Consider the following 20,580-nt stretch of genomic DNA (forward strand, 5'->3'; position numbering starts at 1 on the left):
AGCGAGTTTGAAAAAACTATCGCGCCACCGAAAAAATAATTCAGGCAGGAACGATCGAAACCCAATACCGGGTCATGCGCTCGATGCGCACCGGCAGCGTGCGAGCGACCAGCGTCAATGCGGCATCAGTGTCATCCAGCGAAAAACTGCCCGTCAGGCGCAACCCCGACACCTGTTCATGGCAGCGCAAGATACCGGGGCGGTAACGCGAGAGTTCGGCCACCAGGGCATCCAGGCGCAGGCGATCCGCTGGCAGAATCCCGCGCAGCCAGGCCTGGGTGACCAGCAAGTCGGGGCGGCTCGGTACGCCGATACCCCATTGATCCACCCGCGCCTGCCACCCAGCGTCAAGAGAAGCTGATGCTTGTCGGCCTCGCGAGTGCACCTGCACCTGGCCGCCCAGCACGGTGATCTGCGTACCCTGCCGATCATGGCGCACTTGCAGATGCACTTCGCGACTCTGCAGGATCGCGTCCGGGGTGATCAGTTGCAACGGGCGCGAGCCTGCCCGCACATTCAAGGCCAGTTCACCCTCGATCATCTGGAGGCGACGCACCTGATCATTGAAATCCAGATTCACGGCGCTGGCCGTGTTCAGCCAAAGCGAGGTGCCATCAGCCAATGTCCACTGACGACGCTCACCGGTTGCTGTGCGGTAGTTCGCCAGTGCGGAGCGCACCAGTGTGGTACCCGAGCCTTGCCAGGCGACGCCGCCAACCGCACCAATGACCAACAGACGCTTGAGCACCTGCCGACGTCGCTGCATGTCCGGCCCGGCCGACTCCAGCGCCCTTCGCGCGGTGGCATCGTGCAAAAGATTCGCCCCGGGCTGCTGCAACAGCGGCAAGCTGGCGACACGTTGCCAAGCATCTTCATGCTCTTCACTTGACTCGCGCCAACGCTGCAATGCCTCCAGATCAGGCGCACTCATAAGACCGGACTGCATCCTGACGAGCCAATCAATGGCGATATCGCGCACTTGAGGATTAACGGCAGCCCTCATTCAAAACGGCTCGCATAGCAAACGCTGAACGCTTTGCCCATGGCCCTTTGCACTTGAGCCACAGTCAGCCCCAGCTGCACGGCGATCTGCGGGTAAGTCAGGCCATCGATCTGGGACATAAAGAAAATCTGCCTGACACGCACGGAAAGGCCAATGAGCAAAGAGTCGAGTTGCAGCAACGTTTCGATCACCAGGTACCGATCCTCGGGCGAGGACACCCTCGCTTCAGGCCGCGCAGCCAACGCTTCAAGATAAGCCCGCTCGATCTCCTGACGGCGCCAGCGATTGATCAGCAATCCATTGGCAATCGACGCGAGAAACGCCATGGGCTGGCGCAGCTCCGTCACCTGATGAGGGGCGCGAAGTACACGGATAAACGTGTCGTGCGCCAGATCCTCGGCATCGGCCCTGTGCCCCAATCGCCGGTGCAGCCAGCCCTGCAGCCAGCCGTGATGATTCTCGTACAACTGTTCGACGGGCGATGTGGGGCTGGCATCCTGCATTGGGGGGCTCGCACAACATGAATGATAATTCTTCTCATCTTATTGTTCGAACGGGTGGTTGTACAGTGTTTACAGCGGTTTCGCTCGGTACCACCATTCATGCTAAGCAGCAATCGTCCACTCGAGGTCACGGCGTCCCTGGAGCCCCGGCGACAAACAGCGTCCTAGAAACTGTAGCGCGCAGTCAGTTTCAAATTGCGTGGATCGCCGTAAATGTCATACGGGCTGTAGGCTCCGTTGGCCACGCTGCTGTAATAGGTACGGTCGAACAGGTTGTTGACGTTGAGCTGCAGATCCAGTTGCTCGCTGGCCTTGTAGCCGGCCACCAGGCCGACCACCGTGTACGAGCCCTGCTGGTTTTTCCAGGCCGTGGCACCGGTGCCCCCGGAGGTGCGGATGCGGCTCTGCTGGTAGACATCACCGCCAATGCGCCAGCGCTGCAGCTCATCGGGCAGGTTGTAGATCGTGGCCAGCTTGAACAGCTGACGCGGCTTCTTGCGGTCGAAGTCTTCGCCTTCCAGGGCGGCATTGGCGTCGCTGACGTATTGGGTCTGGGTGTAGGTGTAGCCGGCAGCCAGCTGCCAGTTGTCGGTCAGGGCGCCCTGGATTTCCAGGTCAACGCCCTTGCTGCGCACCAGCCCGGCAGCCTCGTAGCACGCACTGGCCGCGCCTGAACCGCAACCTTTGGAATCAGGCAGCTCCTGGGCGCGATTCTTCTGGTCGATCTGGAAAACAGCCAGGCTCGCGTTGAGTGCGCCATCGAAGTATTCGCCCTTGATGCCCACTTCGTAGTTCTCGCCCACGACAGGCTCGATCACTTTTCTGTCCAGGCCCTTGCTGGTCTGCGGCTTGAAGATATCGGTGTAGCTGACATAGACCGAGTGATTGTCGTCCAGGTCGTAGACCAGGCCGGCATAGCGGGTCAGATTGCGAGTGACCTTGAAGTTGGCTTCACTGCTGGCTTTGTCTTCGAATTCGTACCAGTCCAGACGGCCGCCGAGAATCAGCGACAGGGGCTCGCTCAAGCGCAGGCGGGTGCTGGCATAGAAGCTGTCCTGAGTGGTGGTCTCGGGAAGGCCGTTATCGCCAGTGACGTAATACGGTTTGTCATGATCACGGGGATCCCACTCGAAGAGATTGCTGCCCGCGTCGATGAAACTGCTCCAGGCGTCGCCGGAACGATAATCCAGCTCGCGCCGACTGACGCCCAGGGTCAGGTCATGCGCTTGGCCGAGCAACTGGAAGGGACCGCTGAGCGCCAGGTCGTAGCCGGTTTCCTTCTGCTCCATGGCTTCGGTCCACAGATAGTGCCGATTGTATTCCCACACCGATGAGGCCAGCACGTCGGTGTCGGTCTTTGTCTGCATCGCTGCCAGGCGCAGCGTCCAGTCGTTGGCGAGGCCTTGTTCCAGGGTCGCGAAATAACCCGTGGTGCGGTTGTCCGAGTATTCCCAGTCATTGCCCAGGAAGGTGTCGCGTGGCAGCCCGAGATGGCCACCGCCCCGGGCCATGGGCAAACCGCCCCAGATGTAGTTGGTATGGTTCTTCTGCCGGTAGGCACCGAGCGTCAGGGTGGTGCTTTCGCTCAAGTCGGCGTCCACCACGCCATAGAACAGTTGCGCGTCGCTCTCGACCGAGTCCCGGAAGCTTTTGGCGTCCTGCCCCGAGATCACGGTCCGGGCGCGCAGGGTCCCGCTTTCATTGAGCGGGCCTCCGACGTCCAGTGTGCTGCTGTAATCATCCCAGCTGCCGGCACTGCCGGTGAGCGTGCCCTGGAATACAGGGGGCGGGCGTTTGCGCACCAGGTTGATGGCGCCGGCCGGGTTGCCGGCGCCCTGGGTCAGGCCAGCGGCACCGCGAACGATTTCCACCCGGTCGTACATGGCCAGGTTGGCTTCTCCGCTGGGCAGGTAGGTCAGGAAGCTGGTGGGAAAACCGTCGTACAGGATGTTGTCGATGTCGAAACCGCGTGCACTGAACGTCGGCCGCCCTACCCCACCGGCGTTATTGAGGAAAATGCCCGGCGCGCTTTTGGCGACATCACTGATGCTGGTCATGGCCTTGTCGTCCATACGCTTGCGCGTGACCACGCTGACCGACTGCGGCGTTTCGCGCAAACTCAAGGGCAGCTTGGTGGCCGTCTGCATCGTTCCGGTGGTGTAGGAACCGCTGTTCTCGGTCGTGGCAGCCAGGTGCTGTCCGGTAATGCTGGTAGCGCCCAGTTCCAGGCTGGAGCCCGCTGTCTGCGGTGTCAGCAGGTAGAGGCCATTACCCTGCGGTGAAGCCTGCAGACCGGTGCCCTGCAGCAATTGCTGCAGGCCGCCTTCCACGCTGGTGGCGGCATTCAGGCCGGGGCTGTGCAAACCCTCCACCAGGCCCGGTTCGATGGGCAGGGTGATGTCGGCCTGGCTGGCGAACTCGGAAAGGGACCGGCTCAGGTTGCCGGCTGGCACGTGATAGGCACGGTTCTGTTGCGCGCCCGACTCGGTCGCCTGTGAGGAGGCAGCAGCCAGACTGCCCCCCGCGATGATCAGTCCCAGTGCGGCGGCGTGTACTGCCCGCGCCAGTGGTTGCATGCCCTGCGTCGTCGCCATGTGTTCGTCCCTACCCTGTGAAAGTGATGTGCTTACAGGAGGGACACGCAGCCTGAGAAAAACACGACAATGATTTTTATTACGCGTTTGCCCGCGCGGTAATGGTGACCCAGTAAGGCGTGCGGTAGTGGACATTCACCGGCAGAGTCTGACTTAGGGCGCGGAGAATCTGGTCGGTGTCGCGCAGCTGAAAGGCGCCGGAGATCAGCAGCCCCGCCACCGCTGGATCGCAACGCAGCAGACCAGGCCGATAACGATCCAGCTCGGTGATGAAGTCATCGAGGCGCATCTTTTCTGCGCGCAGCACACCGCTGAGCCAGTCGAGACGATTCTGCGCCAGTGCCGTCGAGGGCTCCGCTGCCCGGCGGTTGACCTGGGTCTGCTGGCCAGCCGCCAGACGCCTCAGGCCGCCATCCCCCGACAGGCGCGGGCGTATCTCGACAGCGCCCTCCAGCGCGGCGAGGTACGTACTGTGCGGGTACTGACGCACCAGGAAGCGGCTGCCGAGCAACGTGATTTCCGCGTCGACGGTATCGAGGATGAACGGGCGCCTGGCAAGCTCGCGGGGCACCTGCTCGACGAGCATTTCGCCGGCAATGAGGCGCACACGGCGAACGCTGTCGTCGTAGGCGATATCGACGGCGCTGCCGGTGTTCAGGCGAATCTGTCCGCCATCCGGCAGGCGCAGGGTGCGCTGCTCCCCCGTGGCGGTGCGCTCGTCTGCCTGCCACTCGCGCCACGGCAGACTGCGCTGTGCTGCCAGACCAAGGGGCGCGGCGACGATCAGCAACGCAAGGGTCTTGAGCACCTGTCGCCGCTCCAGGCCGCGCGGGCGCTCCAGAGCTGCCCGTCCGGCACCACCGGCAAGCTGCTGGGCTCGATCGCTGAAGCGCTCGGCCAGTTGCCAGGCCCGTTCGTGATCCGCGTGCCGCGCCCGCCATTCGGCGCCGGCCGCATGCTCGGCGGCGCAGGCGCCGCTGTTCTGCAAGCGCACGAACCAGTCGGCCGCCTCACGGGCAATACGCCGGTCGATGGGCTTGTCACTCATACCGCGCGCCCTGGCTGGCGAGCACGATGCATTCTTCGAACGCCCGTGCCAGGTAGCGTTGCACCGAACGCACGCTCAGATTGAGGCGGCTGGCGATCTCTTCCTGCGTGTAACCCTCCAGTTGCGCCATCAGGAACGTCTGCCGGGTTTTGGCGGGCAATATCGCGAGGACCTGGTCAATTTCGTCGAGGGCCTCCAGCACCAGCGCCTGATGCTCCAGCGACGGTGCCAGCTCTTCCGGCGTCTGCGCCAGCGCCGCCAGATAGGCTTGCTCCAGCGAGCGCCGACGATAGAGGTTAATGCTCAGGCGATTGGCAATAGTGGCCAGATAGGCGCGCGGTGTCGTGAAGCTCAGCGGTTCGTCGGGCGCACTGCTGAGCAGCCGCACGAACGTATCCTGGGCCAGGTCCGCCGCGTCGGCGGCATTGCCCAGGCGCTTGCGCAGCCAACCCAGCAGCCAGCCGTGGTGGTGGCCGTAAAGCTGATCGATGGACTGATGCCGGTGGGGGGGTGCCGATGGGATAGAGTGCACGGAATAGGACAAATACAAATGAGAATTTATCGCATTCTATCAGGGCAAGCCGGGGCCAGTGCAACTAAAAGGTTTACGCTCACCCGATCTGTCCTGCCGTGATCTGGGTGCTGGCGAGGTAAGGCGGCAGGTTGGCGTCAATTGAAGCAAGACGAACTGACGGCAAACTCCTCGGATGGCTCTGCTGTTGTCTTTTCGGAAGTTGGCGATGGTCTTGAATCCGGCGTCAATCGCGCGATCAGCCACATCAATTCGACATAACGCGCGTCTCTCGCTCAAGGCGCTTGCTCGATTGCCACAAGCGGCCCCCAACCTCTACCGATCTGTTGACGATTCAGAACCCAAAATCCTTGCAATTTCTTATGGCAATTTGCCCATCGGAAAGTAATAATGCATCTGCGAATCATTACCATTAATGACATTGATCATCTTCCATCGCAGGTACTTTCCCCCATGTTGTTTCCTTCTCGCCCTACGCTGCTCGCCGTATGCTGCTCGGTCAGTTTCTTCGCCCAGGCTGCGGAACCTCTCGAACTGGGAGTGACCGATGTTACTGCCACTGCGGTTAAACCCAACGCCAACACGCTACCGGCGCCCTATGCCGGCGGTCAGGTGGCGAGGGGCGGCCAGATGGGAGTGCTGGGTAATCAGGACAACATGGATGTTCCCTTCGTAATGACCAGCTACACCTCGAAGTTGATTGAGGATCAACAAGCAGAAGACGTCGGTGATGTGCTGCTCAATGATCCCTCGGTGCGTCAATCCTATGGGTTTGGTAACCAGTCCCAAGTGTTCGTCATTCGAGGCTTGCCATTAACCGGCGACGATATTTCCTACAACGGATTGTATGGCGTCTTACCTCGTCAAATCCTGTCGACGGACGCCATCGAGCGCGTCGAGGTGTTCAAAGGCCCCAATGCCTTCATTAACGGTGTGAGCCCCACTGGCTCGGGTCTTGGGGGCGGAGTCAATCTTCAACCTAAACGCGCAGAGGATGTACCAACGCGTCGCTATACGCAGGACATCAGCACTGATGGCCGTATCGGCGAGCATTTGGATATCGGGCAGCGGTTCGGCGAAGATAACCGGTTTGGCGCCAGGTTGAACCTGAGCCAGCGGGAAGGTGAAACGGCGATCGATAATGAAGATCAACGCACAAAGTTGTTCGTCGCCGGTCTTGATTATCGCGGTGACGGCTTCCGCGCTTCCACCGATTTCGGTTATCAGAAACAGCGCGTCACCGGACTGCGCAACTCCGTCAACGTTGGCAATGCCACCCACATTCCCACGGCCCCTCACGCCAGCCATAACTATGGCCAAGACTGGACCTACTCGGAAACTGAAGACACCTTCGGCATGGTTCGCGGTGATTGGGACCTGAGCGAGAACTGGACGGCATACCTTGCCGGTGGAGCGAAGCACACCCGTGAAACAGGGGTTTACGCCACGCCTACCCTGGTTGGCAATAACGGGGTCGCGACCATTGGTGGCTCGGAAATTCCTCACAATGAAGACAACACGACCTTCAGTGCGGGGCTCAATGGACGCTTCAATACTGGCCCTGTTTCCCATCAGGTCGCGATCGGCGGCTCAACGATCTGGACTGAGCAGGAAAACGCATACACGTTCTATCGTTCCGTCACTGGCAACAGCAATATTTACAATACCCCAGCGCTTCCCAAGCCAACTGCTGTGTCCAGCACCGGCGGTGAAATGGGTGATCCAGGGGTGACCGGCAAAACCCGAAATCGTAGCCTCGCGATCTCCGATACGCTGGGCTTGTTCGATGACAAACTGCTCGTCACTTACGGCGTCCGGCGTCAGCAGCTACGTGTCGAAAACTACAAATACGACGGCACCACTTCAAACGGTGTAGCCAACCCGGCAAACGATGGCACTCGCAGCACCCTCTACGATGAGTCCATCACCACGCCTGTTTACGGCATCGTGTTCAAGCCAGTGGACAGCGTTTCTCTTTACGCCAACCGAATCGAAGGCCTTGCAAAAGGGCCAGTGGCGTCTGGCACGGGCATCACGAACCTGGGCGAAGCCTTCCCTCCTGGACGCACGAAACAGTTGGAAGCGGGTATCAAGCTGGACCAACAAACCTTCGGCGCCAACCTGAGTGTGTTCCGCATCGAGAAACCTTCTGATGGTTATGTCGACAACGCGCAGAGGCTCTATGTGCGCGATGGCGAACAGGTCAACAAGGGACTGGAGATCAGCGTGTTCGGAGAACCCATCGAAGGCCTACGGTTGATGGCGGGCGGTACCCGTATGACCTCTGAGCTGAAGAAAACCGCTGGCGGCCTGAACGATGGCAACCACGCGATTGGAGTGCCTACGTTTCAGCTTAATGCCAGCGTAGACTGGGACGTTCCAGGCATCGAAGGTGCCGCCCTGAGCGCAAGGATGCTGCGTACTGGCGGCCAGTATGCTGATCAGGCGAATAACTTGAGCTTGCCTACATGGAACCGTTTCGACGCTGGGGCACGCTATAAAATGAAGCTCGCTGAAAAGGACCTGACCTTGCGAGTAAACGTGGAAAACATTACCGACAAGAACTACTGGGCCTCGGCAAATGGCGGCTACCTCTCGCAGGGTGACCCCCGCTTGGTGAAGTTCTCGGGAACCGTTGATTTCTAATTAAACCCCGCGAAATTCTGGAGTATCAACGCTATCCAAGGTCATAGAGAGAGAAAGACCGTCGACTGGCCAAGCGCCGATCGAAACGAGCCTGGATAGATGCACTTCAGCGACAGCCTCTGACCGAAAGCAGCCGCTCGTGACTGGCTGCTTTTGGTTGCAGACTCTCGTCAGCGATAGAAAACTACCACGCGCCGATGACTTACCCCCGACCTCACCCGTGTGAGGGTTTTTTAAGACTCAATTTGCATCAAAGACTAATATGGACGCTCAGCCGGCCGTGTTGACGTCGTCAAGAATCTTGATATACGACAACCCCAACAGCTCCGCCTGCTCCAACACTTCCTCAGTTGTGGCATCAGCCGATGGCATCACAAGACTGTTTTCGCCGTCACCAAAATGCAGTTGAAGCAAGTGCATTGCCGCTTCGCGCAAGGTCAATTGATCCTGCTCGAACTCGAAGACCTGGGAGCGCGGCTCTCCATTGAACAGATACTCCAACTCCATCTGGTGCATTGGGAAACCTCCTGAACCGTAAAAACCCGTCACTTCCCATGTCGACCCGGAGCCCAGTGAGCGAGTTCGACTGGACTTACCCCTACCCGCCTCAATCACCGTCAACACGTTCCAACACCGGACCAGCACGGAGGCCCCAGCCGTCAGATTTATCCTGCAAAAAATTGACCCCGAGACTTAGACGACGTTAACTGTATATTCGTACAGTATCGGAATTCGTGCGTCATGTTTTCAATCCATGGTCCCCTCAGTGGCGGCGGCCTCAAGCTGCCTTTATGTCTCGCCCGTGTGCCTGCCGGATTTCCCTCCCCCGCAGCCGATCACATCGAGGCTCACATCTCCCTGGATGAAGTCCTCAACATCCGTGCGCCGCACGTTTACCTGGTCTCCATCGTCGGAGACAGCATGCAGGGCGTTGGCATTTTTGATGGCGACTTGGCGATCGTGGATAGGTCCATCGAACCCGTGAATGGACACATCGTGGTCGCGCTCTTGAACAATGACCCCATCTGCAAGCGCTTCAGCCGTCGCGGTAAAGACATCGTCCTGCTGTCCGAGAACTCAAAGTTCCCACCTCGTTACGTGCTTGAGGGCGATGAGCTGTCCATATGGGGCGTGATCACCGGCACGATACGCAGCCATGTCTAAAACACCGCCCGTCTTCGCCCTCATCGACTGCAACAGCTTCTACGCCAGCTGCGAGCGAGTGTTCCGCCCCGACCTGGCCAAGACGCCAATCGTGGTGCTGTCCAACAACGACGGCTGCGTGATCGCTCGATCCGCCGACGCAAAGCCCTTCGTGAAAATGGGGGAGCCATACTTTCAGATCAAACAGAAGCTGCGCCAACACGGCATCGTTCCCTTCTCCTCCAACTACGCGCTCTACGGCGACATGAGCGAACGCGTGATGACGGTCATCGAATCCCTGGTACCCGCCGTCGAGGTGTACAGCATCGACGAGGCGTTCGCAGACCTGACAGGTGTTGCAGAGCTGGATGCACTCGGCCGGCAGATTCGCAGCCAGGTCCTGCGCTCTACGGGCATTCCCGTCGGCGTAGGCATCGCCCATACCAAGACCCTGGCCAAGCTCGCCAACCACACCGCAAAACGCCTACAGGCGCAGACAGGGGGTGTGGTCAACATCTGCGATCCCTACAAGCGAGATTGGGTCCTGCGTAACACGGATGTGGCCGAGGTCTGGGGTGTCGGCCGGCGGATGAAACTGCACCTGGACGGCATGGGCATCAAAACAGCAATGGACCTGGCCAGGACCGATCCCTGGACCTTGCGAAAGAATTTCAGCGTGGTCATCGAGAAAACAGCCCGGGAACTGGCCGGTACTCCCTGCCTGGAGCTGGATGAACCCGACCCACCCAAACAGGAAATCTGCTGCAGCCGGATGTTCGGCCAGCGCCTCAAGGAATTACCACCCATAAGAGAAGCCGTGGCGACCTACATGCAACGGGCAGCAGAAAAACTGAGGGCGCAGAACTCACTGTGCAAGAAAATTAGGGTCAGCATCCGCACAGGCATGTTCAATCCTGAGGAAGCCAAGTACGCCAATGGTGTCGTGATTGATCTGCCCTACCCAACCGATGACGTTCGGCTATTGACGAAAGCCGCCGTCGACGCACTGGATCGACTGTTCAGGCCGGGATTCAACTACAGCAAAGCTGAGGTCATGTTGCTCAACCTCTTCCAACCAGGCGAGTACACCGATGATCTGTTTGCTATTTCCCAACCCGCCGAGGCCACGAAGGTCATGACGGTCCTGGATGAGATCAACCAGCGTTGGGGGAAAGGCACACTGCGTACGGCCAGCGTGCCGGTAAATCCCGCCTGGACCATGCGCCGGGAATTGATGAGCCAGAGCTACACGACCCGGCTCGACCAACTCTGGAAGGTTTCGTGCCGTTGAAGCGAGCACGCAGAAAAATGCACCTGCTTTGGGAAACAGACGATTGAGGAGAGACACCGGTCTGGCGCTGCGTCATCTAGCTAGAGACCGCCACTCGCGACGCCCACAATCGAGTACTTATCGATGTACTTAAAATGCGTGGCTGTGAGCGGATTTCAGTAGAAATCGCCGGAACGAAAAAAGAGGCCGAAGCCTCTGTTTTCTGGCTTTGCAGCGTTCAGTGGAACGCTGCAAAACGATATCTGGAGCGGGAAACGAGACTCGAACTCGCGACCCCGACCTTGGCAAGGTCGTGCTCTACCAACTGAGCTATTCCCGCGTCTTGGTGTGGCGCATTTTATAGAATCCAGATGCCCCGTCAACCCTTTGATTCAAAAAAGTTTATTTCTTTTCCACATCGATCTTCAGATGCGGCCATGCGGCTCGCAGGTACTGGACCATCGACCACAGGGTCAGGCCGGCGGAGATCATCAGCAAGGCATAGCCGAGCAGAACCCAGAAGGTGAAATGCGACGGGTTCGCCAGCAGGATCACCAAGGCCAGCATTTGTGCAGCGGTTTTCCATTTGCCCAGGTTCGACACGGCGACGTGGGCGCGCGCGCCAATTTCGGCCATCCACTCACGCAATGCCGAGACCACAATCTCACGGCCGATGATGACGGCAGCCGGCAGCGTCAGCCACAGATTGGCGTGCTCCTGCACCAGCAGGACCAGGGCCACGGCGACCATCAGCTTGTCTGCCACCGGATCGAGAAATGCCCCGAACGGCGTGCTTTGCTCCAGGCGGCGGGCCAGGTAGCCGTCCAGCCAATCGGTGGCGGCGGCAAACGCAAAGACCGAAGCAGAGGCCGCGTAGCTCCATTGGTAAGGCAGGTAGAACAGCAAAATGAAGATCGGGATAAGCAGAACGCGTAGAACGGTAATCAGATTAGGGATATTCATCGGCACAACTGGCTACGAGGTGAGGGGGCATTCTACTCGCTGTGCAGATTTGCATAAATCAACTCTGCGAGCTTTTTACTGATCCCCGGTGCTTTGGCGATCTCTTCGATGCTGGCACGAGACAGCTCCTGCAATCCACCAAAATGTTTCAACAGATCGCGCCGACGTGTCGGCCCGACCCCGGCGACGCCTTCCAGTGTAGACGTGCGGCGCGTTTTACCACGGCGGGCGCGGTGCCCGGTGATGGCGAACCGGTGGGCTTCGTCGCGGATCTGCTGGATCAGGTGCAGCGCCGGGGAATCACCGCGCAGGGTGAATTCGTGGGCGGCATCGTTCAGGTACAGGGTTTCGAAACCGGCCTTGCGCGTCGCGCCCTTGGCCACGCCCAACAGGATCAGGTCGGGCACCGCCAGTTCATTGAGCACATCGCGCGCCATCGACAGTTGGCCCTTGCCACCGTCCACCAGCAGAATGTCCGGCAGCTTGCCCTCCCCGTCCTTCAGCTTGCTGAAGCGCCGGGTCAGCGCCTGGTGCATGGCGGCGTAGTCATCGCCGGCGGTCACGCCTTCGATGTTGTAGCGACGGTAATCGGATTTGATCGGGCCCTCAGGACCGAACACCACGCAGGACGCCACGGTCGCCTCGCCGCTGGAGTGACTGATGTCGTAGCACTCCAGGCGCTGCGGCGGTTCATCCAGTTTCAGCACATCGGCCAGGGCGTCGAAACGCGCGGCCACGTGTTGCCGGTTGGCCAGGCGCGCACCCAGCGCCTGCTCCGCATTGGTCACCGCCAATTGCTGCCAGCGGGCCCGCGTGCCACGCACCCGGTGACTGATGCTCAGTTCCCGGCCCCGCAGTTCGTGAATGGCCTCGATCAGCGCCGGGAAATCCTCATGCACCACGTTGACGATCAGCTCGCTGGGCAAATCGCGTTCGGGACTGCTGACGAAGTACTGGCCGAGAAACGCCGCCATGACTTCGGACACGTCCTCTTCAATACCCACCTGCGGGAAGAAATTCTTGCTGCCCAACACCCGGCCACCGCGCACGCTGATCAGGTGAACACAGGCACCGCCCGGGTTGACGAACGCGGCGATCACATCGACATCCCCCGACCCGCCCTCCATGCTCTGCTGGTCCTGGACCCGGCGCAGCAGGGAAATCTGGTCGCGCAACTCGGCGGCGCGCTCGAACTCGAGATTGATCGCCGCCTCCTCCATGCCCGCAGACAGTTCGTCGGTCAGCGCATTGCTGCGCCCTTCCAGGAACATCACCGAGTGGCGCACGTCTTCGGCGTACACCTGGGGCTCTACCAGCCCGACACAGGGCGCCTTGCAGCGCTTGATCTGGTACTGCAGACACGGCCGCGTGCGGTTCTTGTAGTAGCTGTCTTCACACTGGCGAACGAAAAAGGTTTTCTGCAAAAGGCTCAGGCTTTCGCGAATCGCCCCGGCGCTGGGGTAAGGGCCGAAATACCTGCCCTTGGCCTTCTTCGCCCCGCGATGAATGCTCAGGCGTGGAAACTGGCCATCGGAAAGAAACACGTAGGGGTAGGATTTATCGTCGCGCAGCAGGATGTTGTAAGGCGGGCGCCATTCCTTGATCAGCGTCTGCTCGAGCAACAGGGCTTCGGTTTCGTTGGACGTGATCGTCGTTTCGACCTGGGCGATGCGTGCCACCAGCGCGGCGGTCTTCGGTGCCAGGCCGGACTTGCGAAAATAGCTCGACAGGCGATTCTTTAGGTTCTTGGCCTTGCCGACGTAGAGCAGACGCGCCTCGCTGTCGAACATGCGGTAGACGCCGGGGCGCCCGCTGACCGTCGACAGGAACGCGCTTGGATCGAAAGTTTCAGTCATGTCAGAGGCTGGCATCAACCATGCCGTGACGAACCGCCAACAGCGTCAACTCGACATCGCTGCTGATCGAAAGCTTTTCGAAAATTCGGTAACGGTAGGTGTTTACGGTTTTGGGCGACAGGCACAGCTTGTCGGAGATGATCTGCACTTTCTGGCAGCCGACAATCATCAACGCGATCTGGATTTCCCGCTCGGACAAGGCATCGAACGGCGAATCGTTGGTCGGCTGGAAGGATTTGATCGCCAACTGTTGGGCGATCTGCGGGCTGATGTAGCGTTGCCCGGCGAACACCAGGCGAATGGCCTGGACCATTTCCGGCAGCCCCGCGCCCTTGGTCAGGTAGCCTGCGGCACCGGCCTGCAACAAACGGGTGGGAAACGGGTCCTCCTCGCACACGGTGACCGCGACGACCTTGATGTCCGGGTGACTGCGCAACAACTTTCGGGTGGCTTCAAGACCGCCGATACCGGGCATCTTGACATCCATCAGGACCACATCGGGTTTCAACTCACGCGCCTTGAGCAGGGACTCTTCCCCGGACTCGGCCTGGCCAACCACTTGCAGGCCATCGATGTCAGCCAGCATTCGTGTAATGCCTGTACGAACGAGATCATGGTCATCGACCACTAGCACCCTAATCAAGCAGACACCTCGCGATATGGTCTTATTGAGTTGCCGACACCTTAGCAAAAAGCGACTGGCAGACCTAGCGGCAAGCGCCATATAAAAAGTTTCAATACATCTTGAAAGGCTTGTCTTGCAGGTGTTTCAGCGATTTGCGCGCGCAATGTCGCACTGCATTCTCAGGAAACACTCGTCCGTGCCAACCACCGTCAGGCCCTTTCGCTCATAGAGCCTTTTGGCCGGATTATTTTCAAACACCGTCAAGCGCAGGGCCGGGCGTCGTTCCTGACGCGCCAGCGCCAATACCTGATCGATCGCCCAGGATCCGGCGCCCTGCCCACGAAAGGCCTCGATGACGTGCAGTTCTCGGATGTACAAGGCTCTGGCGTCCCGACTCAGGCTGACAAAGCCCAGCGGGACGGCGTCGCGCACGATCAGGCGGTTATCGCGGCCCGCCCAGGCCACGTCAAAGGCCTCGTCCTGCCACAGCAGATCGTGTCGAATGTAGTAATGGAGCATGTTCTGACAGGTCAAATCGCGGGCAAAGGCCAGATCGGCCGCCGTCGCAGGGCGCCAGTCGAATCCGCCGTCGGAGAGTAATGTGGTCATGGTTCGTCTTGGGATGCCTTGATGACCCCAAGTGTGTCACAACCTTCGACCCACTCAAGCGATAGACAACGCCGCCGGCCATTGATAGCAATTTCTGATTGAATCCGCGTACCGCCCTCTAGTAAGCTCGGGGCATTCATCGGAGACACACCATGTTCAACGCCCTCTCACCGCTTCTTACTGCCAGCGCTTCGCGCTCGGTTGCGGCTGCCCGGGCGAACAGCGTTTGTGCTGCGGTCAGCTTTTATTTTGGGTATTGGTTTAGCCACTGGCGCGCCTGATACCCACACGGCGCCCACTTTAAACGGGTCGCCACCAGAGAATTCTCAACCCCCGGTCGGCCTCCCCGACCGGGGGTTTTGTTTTTCAGCCCCGACACTTTTTCGCAACAACCAGACAATTTGAGGATTTACCCCATGAACTACGCCACCTATTACCGCTACGACACCTTCACCGCCTGGCGATTTAGCAGCCTCCGCTCGGGACAGCCTGCCGCCTCCGATCGGTCACCCACTGGTGGCAAGCACACACACGCAGCCAATCCGGCCAATTGTCGAACACCCCTGTAGGGCCGAGTGCGCGGGAAGAACCCGCCGCTCGCCCAGGAAGCCTGAATATGAACTCGTCCGTCTCTGCCTTGCCACTGTCCACCCTGAGCCCGGCCAACGAAGCGCTGACCCTGCGCCTGCCCAGCTCCTTGCAACTCAAACAGCAGTTGCCCCTGAGCAACGACCTCACCCGACAAGTCGCCGCCCACCGCGACGCTGTCCGCGCCATTCTCAACGGTGAAGACCCCCGACTGCTGGTGGTCGTCGGCCCCTGCTCGATTCACGACCCGCAATCCGCCCTCGAATACGCCGGCCACCTCGCCCGCCTCGCCACCGACGTCAGCGACCAGATGCTGCTGGTCATGCGCGCCTACGTGGAAAAACCGCGCACCACGGTCGGCTGGAAGGGCCTGGCCTACGACCCACACCTGGATGGCAGCGATGACATGGCCGCCGGCCTGACCCTGTCCCGCGAGCTGATGCGCGAAATGCTCCGCCTCGGCCTGCCGGTGGCCACGGAGTTGCTGCAACCCATGGCCGCCGGCTACTTCGACGACCTGCTCAGTTGGGTCGCCATCGGCGCCCGCACCACCGAATCGCAGATCCACCGGGAAATGGCCAGCGGTCTGAACATGCCGGTCGGCTTCAAGAACGGCACCGATGGCGGCGTCGGCGTGGCCAGTGACGCCATGCGCTCGGCCGCCCACCCTCATCGGCATTTCGGCGTCGACAGCCAGGGCCACCCGGCGATCATCCAGACCCCGGGCAACCCTGACACCCACCTGGTCCTGCGCGGCGGCCATCGCGGCCCGAACTACGATCGCGCCAGCGTGGCCCAGGTGAACAGCGACCTGAGCAAGTTGAAAATCCCGGCGCGGATCATGGTCGACTGCAGCCACGCCAACAGCGGCAAAGACCCGTTGCGTCAACCCTCGGTGTTCAACGACGTACTTGAACAGCGCCTCCAGGGCGACCGGTCCTTGATCGGGATGATGATCGAAAGTCATTTGTTCGAGGGGTGCCAGCCGTTGACACCTTCCCTCAAGTACGGCGTATCGGTGACCGATGGTTGCCTTGGTTGGGAGGGGACGGAGGACTTGCTGCGGCAAGCAGCCAAACGCCTGCGCGCATAAAGGCAAACCTGGAAACGTTTGAAATCACTTTTTCAAGCACTTTCGGGCACGACGAAAAAAGCACGGGTTTCGCCGTGCTCTAGAGTCTGAAATCATGTACTCGCATAACAGAGTGCCCGAAACAGATCACAAAATTATGCATTTTTTCACGGAAGCGAATCATGCGGCACAGGGAGACAGGCATGGACAAAAAGTACTTCACTCAGAATCTGTTGACCGGTTTTCTGTTCCTATTAATAGCCATCGTAGTTTTCTACCTGGCTGACGCGCAGTTTTATAAAGACGTTTATCTTGTAACCTTTATGCTTCTGAGCACTTTGCTGTATCCATTGTCGAGATACGTAATATCCGCGGCCGCCTGTAAATTAAGACCAAAAGAATTCTGGAGAAAATTATTTCCGAAGAATGACATCTCGGGTACGGACGCTTTATTCATATTTGCATGTGCCGTCCTGGCAATTCCACTGGGCGGCCTCTATCTGACATGCATGATCGTTAAAAAGGGGCGAAAAAGTCACCCCAGCCAGCATTAGTTACTGTAGAAAATCTCGTTTACCTTACCCATCAGTGCGTCATCAACTAATGAACTGGTGACCGCCATGACCAATGCGAAGCCAAGAATACTCAGAGGTGTCGCTAAGGTCATGCCGAACATCAGTACCAAAAGTGCTCCCAAGGCACGCCCCGCTACAATACTTTCGGCTTTGACAAAAAATGGCTTCCAATTCCCACTTTCCGTCGACTTCCTAGCTTCATCTACCAGGCTGGCCGCATCCATTCCAACGCCTAAAGCGCCAAACACTTTACCGAACATTGCCAGACTCTTCGCCATTACTTCTTTGTCGATAGAGTCCAAAGACCTGGCAATTGCCGCTCGATCTTTTGCGCTATATTTTTGATCCAGAATGCTCTTGTATCGATCAAAGGCTTTGATTGCTTCTTCTGCGCTGCGGATTTTCTTTCCCGTCGCGCTCGCCGACAACTCCTTTGCCATCACTGAAGCTCTCTCACCAAACTTTTCAGTAACTTCCTTGTAAAAATCAACGGTAAACTTGATTGCACTCGTCATTTCCTCAGCGTCACTTGCTCGCTCAGCCAACCCAGAAAGTGCATATGAGGCAGCAGTCAGATGCCGTGCAGATTCGGCCTTCAGTATCGCATCGTGGGAGCTCAGCCATTTCGTTCCAATTGGGGTGGTTCTCTGCAGATGCACCAATTCGTTCAGCGCTTCGAGTTCTGGCTTGCCAAGGGGTGGTTTGATCTTGGGATTGTTGAGGGAAAAATTTATTGTGAGTCCATTCCGACGGTAAGCCTCGGTCTCCTGCACCGGTCGTATTTCGGCAATTTTACTCGCGGCAAGGCGCTCTAAAGTCGTTTTGTAGTGAGTCAGGGTTTGCGAGAGTGCCTTTCCATCCACGGCACCCGCTGCCGCGATCACCTCGTGCTGCAGAAAGTCGGGCAACTGCTGAGTATTAAGATCTTGCTCCCGACCAATGACAAAAATTCGCTCATCTTGCAGTTTGAGCTCTGCCTGATGGTCCCGGGGTTGTATCGACTCGGCGGCGTTTCTTTCTTCAGCGAATGCTCTAAGTTTCCCCGTCAGCATCCCCATCAAAAGCGAAAGCCTCTTGATCTCCATCGCCGCTCTGTACACGTTATCGATCAACCCAAACGAGTTGTAGAGTGCGTAAGGATCCTGCTGCAAAGCGGCCAAAGACTCGGCTATTTTCCACTTTGGCAAAACGTTCATCAGAAAATACGGACTGTGCCCGTACAGCGCGTAGGCTCCCGGCGCCGTAGAGATGTATTGAGAAAGTTTCGACGATATCAAGTCCAGGAGGACCTTTTGATCGACGGCAGCAGATTCCGCTGCAGTGAGATCTCGCCCTGCCTTGGCGGCCTTTTTATGTTTGTCCAGCTCACGCTCGACATCTGCAGGCAGCGTGCCGAATTTCACCGCGTATTCATCATCGATTTCTGCTTGTCCCGACTCCTGTATACCCTTGAACTCGGACATAACATTCGGCCCCGGAATGTCACGGATAGTGCTCGGCCTGCCTTCCCCCCGGCGGGGTCCTTCTTGCGGCCCCCAACCGCGACCGTCACCGATGTACCCCCCTCCGTTGCCTCCACCAAATGTCTGCAGCCGATCGGCATTTATTCCAGGCCCTGTATGTGCCATGGCTTGCCGCGGACGAACCCGTCTTCTGTCATTTCTGAATTCCTTTTCTCAGTCCATGAAGAGTCGCCTCCACATGAAGACGCCAGGCTTTCATTGAACCTGATCAGTGAAACTCTCGATGTCAGGAAAAGCTTCCGGTCGACGCGGACAAATCTCATTTGACTGGTAGGTCATCACCCCGGCAGACAACAGCCTGCAGAAAATACCTGCCACGACTCCCCGAAAATAACCTCCCGCCGATTCGAAGATTCGCGTCTTACCTATTCCGTTTTCACCCATTTACAGCGGCTTTTTCATACATCGCGCGACCGTCCGAGTGCTTTAGAGTGAGGCCCACGTACACCCACGAACTCCTGCGAAAAGGTATGAACATGCAACGGAATGCAAGCACTCTCCATCCCATCCTGCTGGTTCACGGCCTGTTCGGTTTCGACCGGATCGGCCCCTTCGGACTCTTCCACGACATCAAGCAAGCCTTGCGCAGTGCAGGCGCCCGGGTGTTCATCCCCTATCTGTCGGCGACCCACACCCACGAAGCACGGGGTGATCAGCTCCTGGCGCAGGTCGAGCGAGTACTCGAGGGGACCGGTGCACAAAGGGTCAACCTGATCGGTCACAGCCAGGGAGCGCTGGCCGCACGGTATGCCGCCGCCGTTGCGCCCGAGGTTGTCGCATCGGTGACCTCGGTCAGCGGCCCGAACCATGGCTCGGAACTGGCCGACTACCTGCGCAAGGCGGTGACGCCAGGTCGACTGCCGGAGCGCGCCGCGGAAACGATCGCCACCCTGTTCGCCGATTTCCTGTCATTGCTGAGTGGCCACCCGCAGTTGCCGCAGAACGCGATTGCCGCGTTGAATGCGCTGACCACCGAAGGCGTCTGCGGTTTCAATGAGAAGTACCCCCAGGGTCTGCCCAGAAGCTGGGGCGGCAAGGGCCGCGAACTGGTCAATGGGGTTCGCTACTATTCCTGGAGCGGCACCCTGGGCAGGGGCGACGACGAAGGCCTCGCTAAGCTGGATCCGCTGAACGGTTACTGCCGGGCCTTTTCCCGCTATTTCACCACCGAGGCCGAACAGAACGACGGGGTGGTCGGCCGTTTCAGCTCCCACCTGGGGACCGTCATCCGCTCCGACTATCCGCTGGATCACATGGCCGCCATCAATCAGGGCACCGGACAGTTGCGCAAAGGTGTCGACCCCGTCGAGCTGTACGTGCGTCACGCCGAACGTCTGCGAAAAGCCGGCCTTTGACCTTCGCCAGGAACTTTGAGAAGAAATGGGCCACTGAATCCGGTAGGCTCGACACTTTACTGAACATTGAAGGAGTACTTACCCATGGCAAAAGCCACTGCCCGTCACATCCTGGTTGCCAGCGAAGACAAGTGCAACGAACTCAAGAGCCAAATCGAAGGCGGCGCTGATTTCGCCGAAGTGGCCAAGGCCAACTCCACTTGCCCGTCCAGCCGCCAGGGCGGCGACCTGGGCTCGTTCGGCCCGGGCCAGATGGTCAAGGAATTCGACACCGTGGTCTTCAGCGCACCGCTGAACGTCGTGCAAGGCCCGGTCAAGACCCAGTTCGGCTACCACCTGCTGGAAGTGACCAGTCGTCAGGACTGATCGATTCGGCGTCCGTTGCGGACACAAAAACGCCGTTTATCCTAGGGATAAGCGGCGTTTGCTCTTTATGAACTCGTGCATCAGGATCTGACTCTGGATCTTTGACGGGAGGCTCATCATCTCTCTACCAATCGATATTCCACTCCCGGCCCCGCAGATGATACTGCCCCCCTTCCTCATCCATCTTCGCCGGCGATACAGGGCGCTCGCCCATGCTTGGTATCGACTGTCACAAATGACAGGCAACACCATGCCATCACTCGCCCGATCCCCCGCCGACATGGCAATGTGGTTTACTGCCCGGTAATC

The 20,580-nt window shown here is 58.9% G+C and carries 17 protein-coding genes, 1 tRNA gene and 1 pseudogene; 6 read left to right on the top strand and 13 right to left on the bottom strand.

The annotated features are described in order from the left end of the window. Nucleotides 1–40: 40 nt before the first annotated feature. From ACM6IM_RS07915 to ACM6IM_RS07940, 6 genes and pseudogenes are all read right to left on the bottom strand, one after another. Complete coding sequence (locus ACM6IM_RS07915) at nt 41–1,003, bottom strand: FecR domain-containing protein (RefSeq protein WP_414864747.1); 963 nt, start codon at nt 1,001–1,003, stop codon at nt 41–43. Further along, on the bottom strand, nt 1,000–1,506 hold the full coding sequence (locus ACM6IM_RS07920) for a sigma-70 family RNA polymerase sigma factor (protein WP_201195813.1): 507 nt from the start codon (nt 1,504–1,506) through the stop codon (nt 1,000–1,002). Before ACM6IM_RS07920 ends, ACM6IM_RS07915 begins: the two co-directional genes overlap by 4 nt. A gap of 164 nt (nt 1,507–1,670) precedes the next feature. After that, nucleotides 1,671–4,100 carry a TonB-dependent siderophore receptor gene (locus tag ACM6IM_RS07925; RefSeq protein ID WP_414864748.1) on the bottom strand — a complete coding sequence of 810 codons (2,430 nt, stop codon included), beginning with the start codon at nt 4,098–4,100 and terminating at the stop codon, nt 1,671–1,673. 79 nt (nt 4,101–4,179) lie between these two features. Beyond that, complete coding sequence (locus tag ACM6IM_RS07930; protein ID WP_414864749.1) at nt 4,180–5,148, bottom strand: FecR domain-containing protein; 969 nt, start codon at nt 5,146–5,148, stop codon at nt 4,180–4,182. Continuing rightward, nucleotides 5,141–5,671: a sigma-70 family RNA polymerase sigma factor gene (locus ACM6IM_RS07935; protein ID WP_414864847.1), complete on the bottom strand. Its 531-nt coding sequence runs from the start codon at nt 5,669–5,671 to the stop codon at nt 5,141–5,143. The genes ACM6IM_RS07930 and ACM6IM_RS07935 overlap by 8 nt, the downstream gene beginning before the upstream one ends. 153 nt (nt 5,672–5,824) lie before the next feature. Beyond that, nucleotides 5,825–5,975, bottom strand: a pseudogene (locus ACM6IM_RS07940) (IS5/IS1182 family transposase); the annotation flags it as partial. Nucleotides 5,976–6,133: 158 nt separating this feature from the next. Between ACM6IM_RS07940 and ACM6IM_RS07945 the strand changes: the two are divergent. Beyond that, the gene (locus ACM6IM_RS07945) at nt 6,134–8,326 is read left to right on the top strand and encodes a TonB-dependent receptor (RefSeq protein ID WP_414864848.1); all 2,193 of its coding nucleotides are present in this window, start codon (nt 6,134–6,136) and stop codon (nt 8,324–8,326) included. Between the two features lie 270 nt (nt 8,327–8,596). On the opposite strand, the gene ACM6IM_RS07950 is transcribed toward ACM6IM_RS07945, so the two are convergent. Beyond that, complete coding sequence (locus tag ACM6IM_RS07950) at nt 8,597–8,842, bottom strand: hypothetical protein (protein WP_414864750.1); 246 nt, start codon at nt 8,840–8,842, stop codon at nt 8,597–8,599. Nucleotides 8,843–9,067: 225 nt separating this feature from the next. Here ACM6IM_RS07950 and ACM6IM_RS07955 point away from each other — a divergent pair, with 225 nt between their 5' ends. Together ACM6IM_RS07955 and umuC are read left to right on the top strand one after the other, a co-directional pair. Beyond that, the gene (locus ACM6IM_RS07955; RefSeq protein WP_414864751.1) at nt 9,068–9,490 is read left to right on the top strand and encodes a LexA family protein; all 423 of its coding nucleotides are present in this window, start codon (nt 9,068–9,070) and stop codon (nt 9,488–9,490) included. Next, complete coding sequence (gene umuC, locus ACM6IM_RS07960; RefSeq protein ID WP_414864752.1) at nt 9,483–10,760, top strand: translesion error-prone DNA polymerase V subunit UmuC; 1,278 nt, start codon at nt 9,483–9,485, stop codon at nt 10,758–10,760. Before ACM6IM_RS07955 ends, umuC begins: the two co-directional genes overlap by 8 nt. A gap of 243 nt (nt 10,761–11,003) precedes the next feature. Here umuC and ACM6IM_RS07965 read toward each other — a convergent pair. The 5 genes from ACM6IM_RS07965 to ACM6IM_RS07985 form a co-directional block, all read right to left on the bottom strand. After that, nucleotides 11,004–11,079, bottom strand: a tRNA-Gly gene (locus ACM6IM_RS07965). 62 nt (nt 11,080–11,141) lie between these two features. Next, complete coding sequence (gene pgsA / locus ACM6IM_RS07970) at nt 11,142–11,702, bottom strand: CDP-diacylglycerol--glycerol-3-phosphate 3-phosphatidyltransferase (protein ID WP_192308683.1); 561 nt, start codon at nt 11,700–11,702, stop codon at nt 11,142–11,144. 32 nt (nt 11,703–11,734) lie between these two features. Beyond that, a complete protein-coding gene (gene uvrC / locus ACM6IM_RS07975; RefSeq protein ID WP_192308681.1) occupies nt 11,735–13,558 on the bottom strand; it encodes an excinuclease ABC subunit UvrC in 1,824 nt (607 codons plus the stop codon). A 1-nt stretch (nt 13,559) separates the two neighbouring features. Next, the gene (gene uvrY / locus ACM6IM_RS07980; protein WP_008015884.1) at nt 13,560–14,201 is read right to left on the bottom strand and encodes a UvrY/SirA/GacA family response regulator transcription factor; all 642 of its coding nucleotides are present in this window, start codon (nt 14,199–14,201) and stop codon (nt 13,560–13,562) included. A 126-nt stretch (nt 14,202–14,327) separates the two neighbouring features. Further along, nucleotides 14,328–14,792 carry a GNAT family N-acetyltransferase gene (locus ACM6IM_RS07985; protein ID WP_201188602.1) on the bottom strand — a complete coding sequence of 155 codons (465 nt, stop codon included), beginning with the start codon at nt 14,790–14,792 and terminating at the stop codon, nt 14,328–14,330. A gap of 616 nt (nt 14,793–15,408) precedes the next feature. Between ACM6IM_RS07985 and ACM6IM_RS07990 the strand changes: the two genes are divergently transcribed. Continuing rightward, complete coding sequence (locus ACM6IM_RS07990; protein WP_414864753.1) at nt 15,409–16,473, top strand: 3-deoxy-7-phosphoheptulonate synthase; 1,065 nt, start codon at nt 15,409–15,411, stop codon at nt 16,471–16,473. 529 nt (nt 16,474–17,002) lie between these two features. Here ACM6IM_RS07990 and ACM6IM_RS07995 read toward each other — a convergent pair. After that, on the bottom strand, nt 17,003–18,490 hold the full coding sequence (locus tag ACM6IM_RS07995; protein WP_414864754.1) for a colicin-like pore-forming protein: 1,488 nt from the start codon (nt 18,488–18,490) through the stop codon (nt 17,003–17,005). A 536-nt stretch (nt 18,491–19,026) separates the two neighbouring features. On the opposite strand from ACM6IM_RS07995, the gene ACM6IM_RS08000 reads away from it, so the two are divergent. Further along, on the top strand, nt 19,027–19,905 hold the full coding sequence (locus ACM6IM_RS08000; protein ID WP_414864755.1) for a lipase family alpha/beta hydrolase: 879 nt from the start codon (nt 19,027–19,029) through the stop codon (nt 19,903–19,905). 84 nt (nt 19,906–19,989) lie between these two features. After that, nucleotides 19,990–20,271, top strand: a complete 282-nt coding sequence (locus ACM6IM_RS08005) for a peptidylprolyl isomerase (RefSeq protein WP_192308674.1) — start codon at nt 19,990–19,992, stop codon at nt 20,269–20,271. Nucleotides 20,272–20,580: the final 309 nt, after the last annotated feature.

Source organism: Pseudomonas sp. IT-P12 (assembly GCF_949767465.1).
In the GTDB taxonomy this organism is placed as follows: domain Bacteria; phylum Pseudomonadota; class Gammaproteobacteria; order Pseudomonadales; family Pseudomonadaceae; genus Aquipseudomonas.

Excerpts from the sequence above, each read along its gene's own strand:
- ACM6IM_RS07915 (WP_414864747.1), bottom strand. The coding sequence starts at position 1,003 with ATGAGGGCTGCCGTTAATCCTCAAGTGCGCGATATCGCCATTGATTGG.
- ACM6IM_RS07920 (WP_201195813.1), bottom strand. The coding sequence starts at position 1,506 with ATGCAGGATGCCAGCCCCACATCGCCCGTCGAACAGTTGTACGAGAAT.
- ACM6IM_RS07925 (WP_414864748.1), bottom strand. The coding sequence starts at position 4,100 with ATGGCGACGACGCAGGGCATGCAACCACTGGCGCGGGCAGTACACGCC.
- ACM6IM_RS07930 (WP_414864749.1), bottom strand. The coding sequence starts at position 5,148 with ATGAGTGACAAGCCCATCGACCGGCGTATTGCCCGTGAGGCGGCCGAC.
- ACM6IM_RS07945 (WP_414864848.1), top strand. The coding sequence starts at position 6,134 with ATGTTGTTTCCTTCTCGCCCTACGCTGCTCGCCGTATGCTGCTCGGTC.
- ACM6IM_RS07950 (WP_414864750.1), bottom strand. The coding sequence starts at position 8,842 with ATGCACCAGATGGAGTTGGAGTATCTGTTCAATGGAGAGCCGCGCTCC.
- ACM6IM_RS07955 (WP_414864751.1), top strand. The coding sequence starts at position 9,068 with ATGTTTTCAATCCATGGTCCCCTCAGTGGCGGCGGCCTCAAGCTGCCT.
- umuC (WP_414864752.1), top strand. The coding sequence starts at position 9,483 with ATGTCTAAAACACCGCCCGTCTTCGCCCTCATCGACTGCAACAGCTTC.
- pgsA (WP_192308683.1), bottom strand. The coding sequence starts at position 11,702 with ATGAATATCCCTAATCTGATTACCGTTCTACGCGTTCTGCTTATCCCG.
- uvrC (WP_192308681.1), bottom strand. The coding sequence starts at position 13,558 with ATGACTGAAACTTTCGATCCAAGCGCGTTCCTGTCGACGGTCAGCGGG.
- ACM6IM_RS07985 (WP_201188602.1), bottom strand. The coding sequence starts at position 14,792 with ATGACCACATTACTCTCCGACGGCGGATTCGACTGGCGCCCTGCGACG.
- ACM6IM_RS07990 (WP_414864753.1), top strand. The coding sequence starts at position 15,409 with ATGAACTCGTCCGTCTCTGCCTTGCCACTGTCCACCCTGAGCCCGGCC.
- ACM6IM_RS07995 (WP_414864754.1), bottom strand. The coding sequence starts at position 18,490 with ATGTCCGAGTTCAAGGGTATACAGGAGTCGGGACAAGCAGAAATCGAT.
- ACM6IM_RS08000 (WP_414864755.1), top strand. The coding sequence starts at position 19,027 with ATGCAACGGAATGCAAGCACTCTCCATCCCATCCTGCTGGTTCACGGC.
- ACM6IM_RS08005 (WP_192308674.1), top strand. The coding sequence starts at position 19,990 with ATGGCAAAAGCCACTGCCCGTCACATCCTGGTTGCCAGCGAAGACAAG.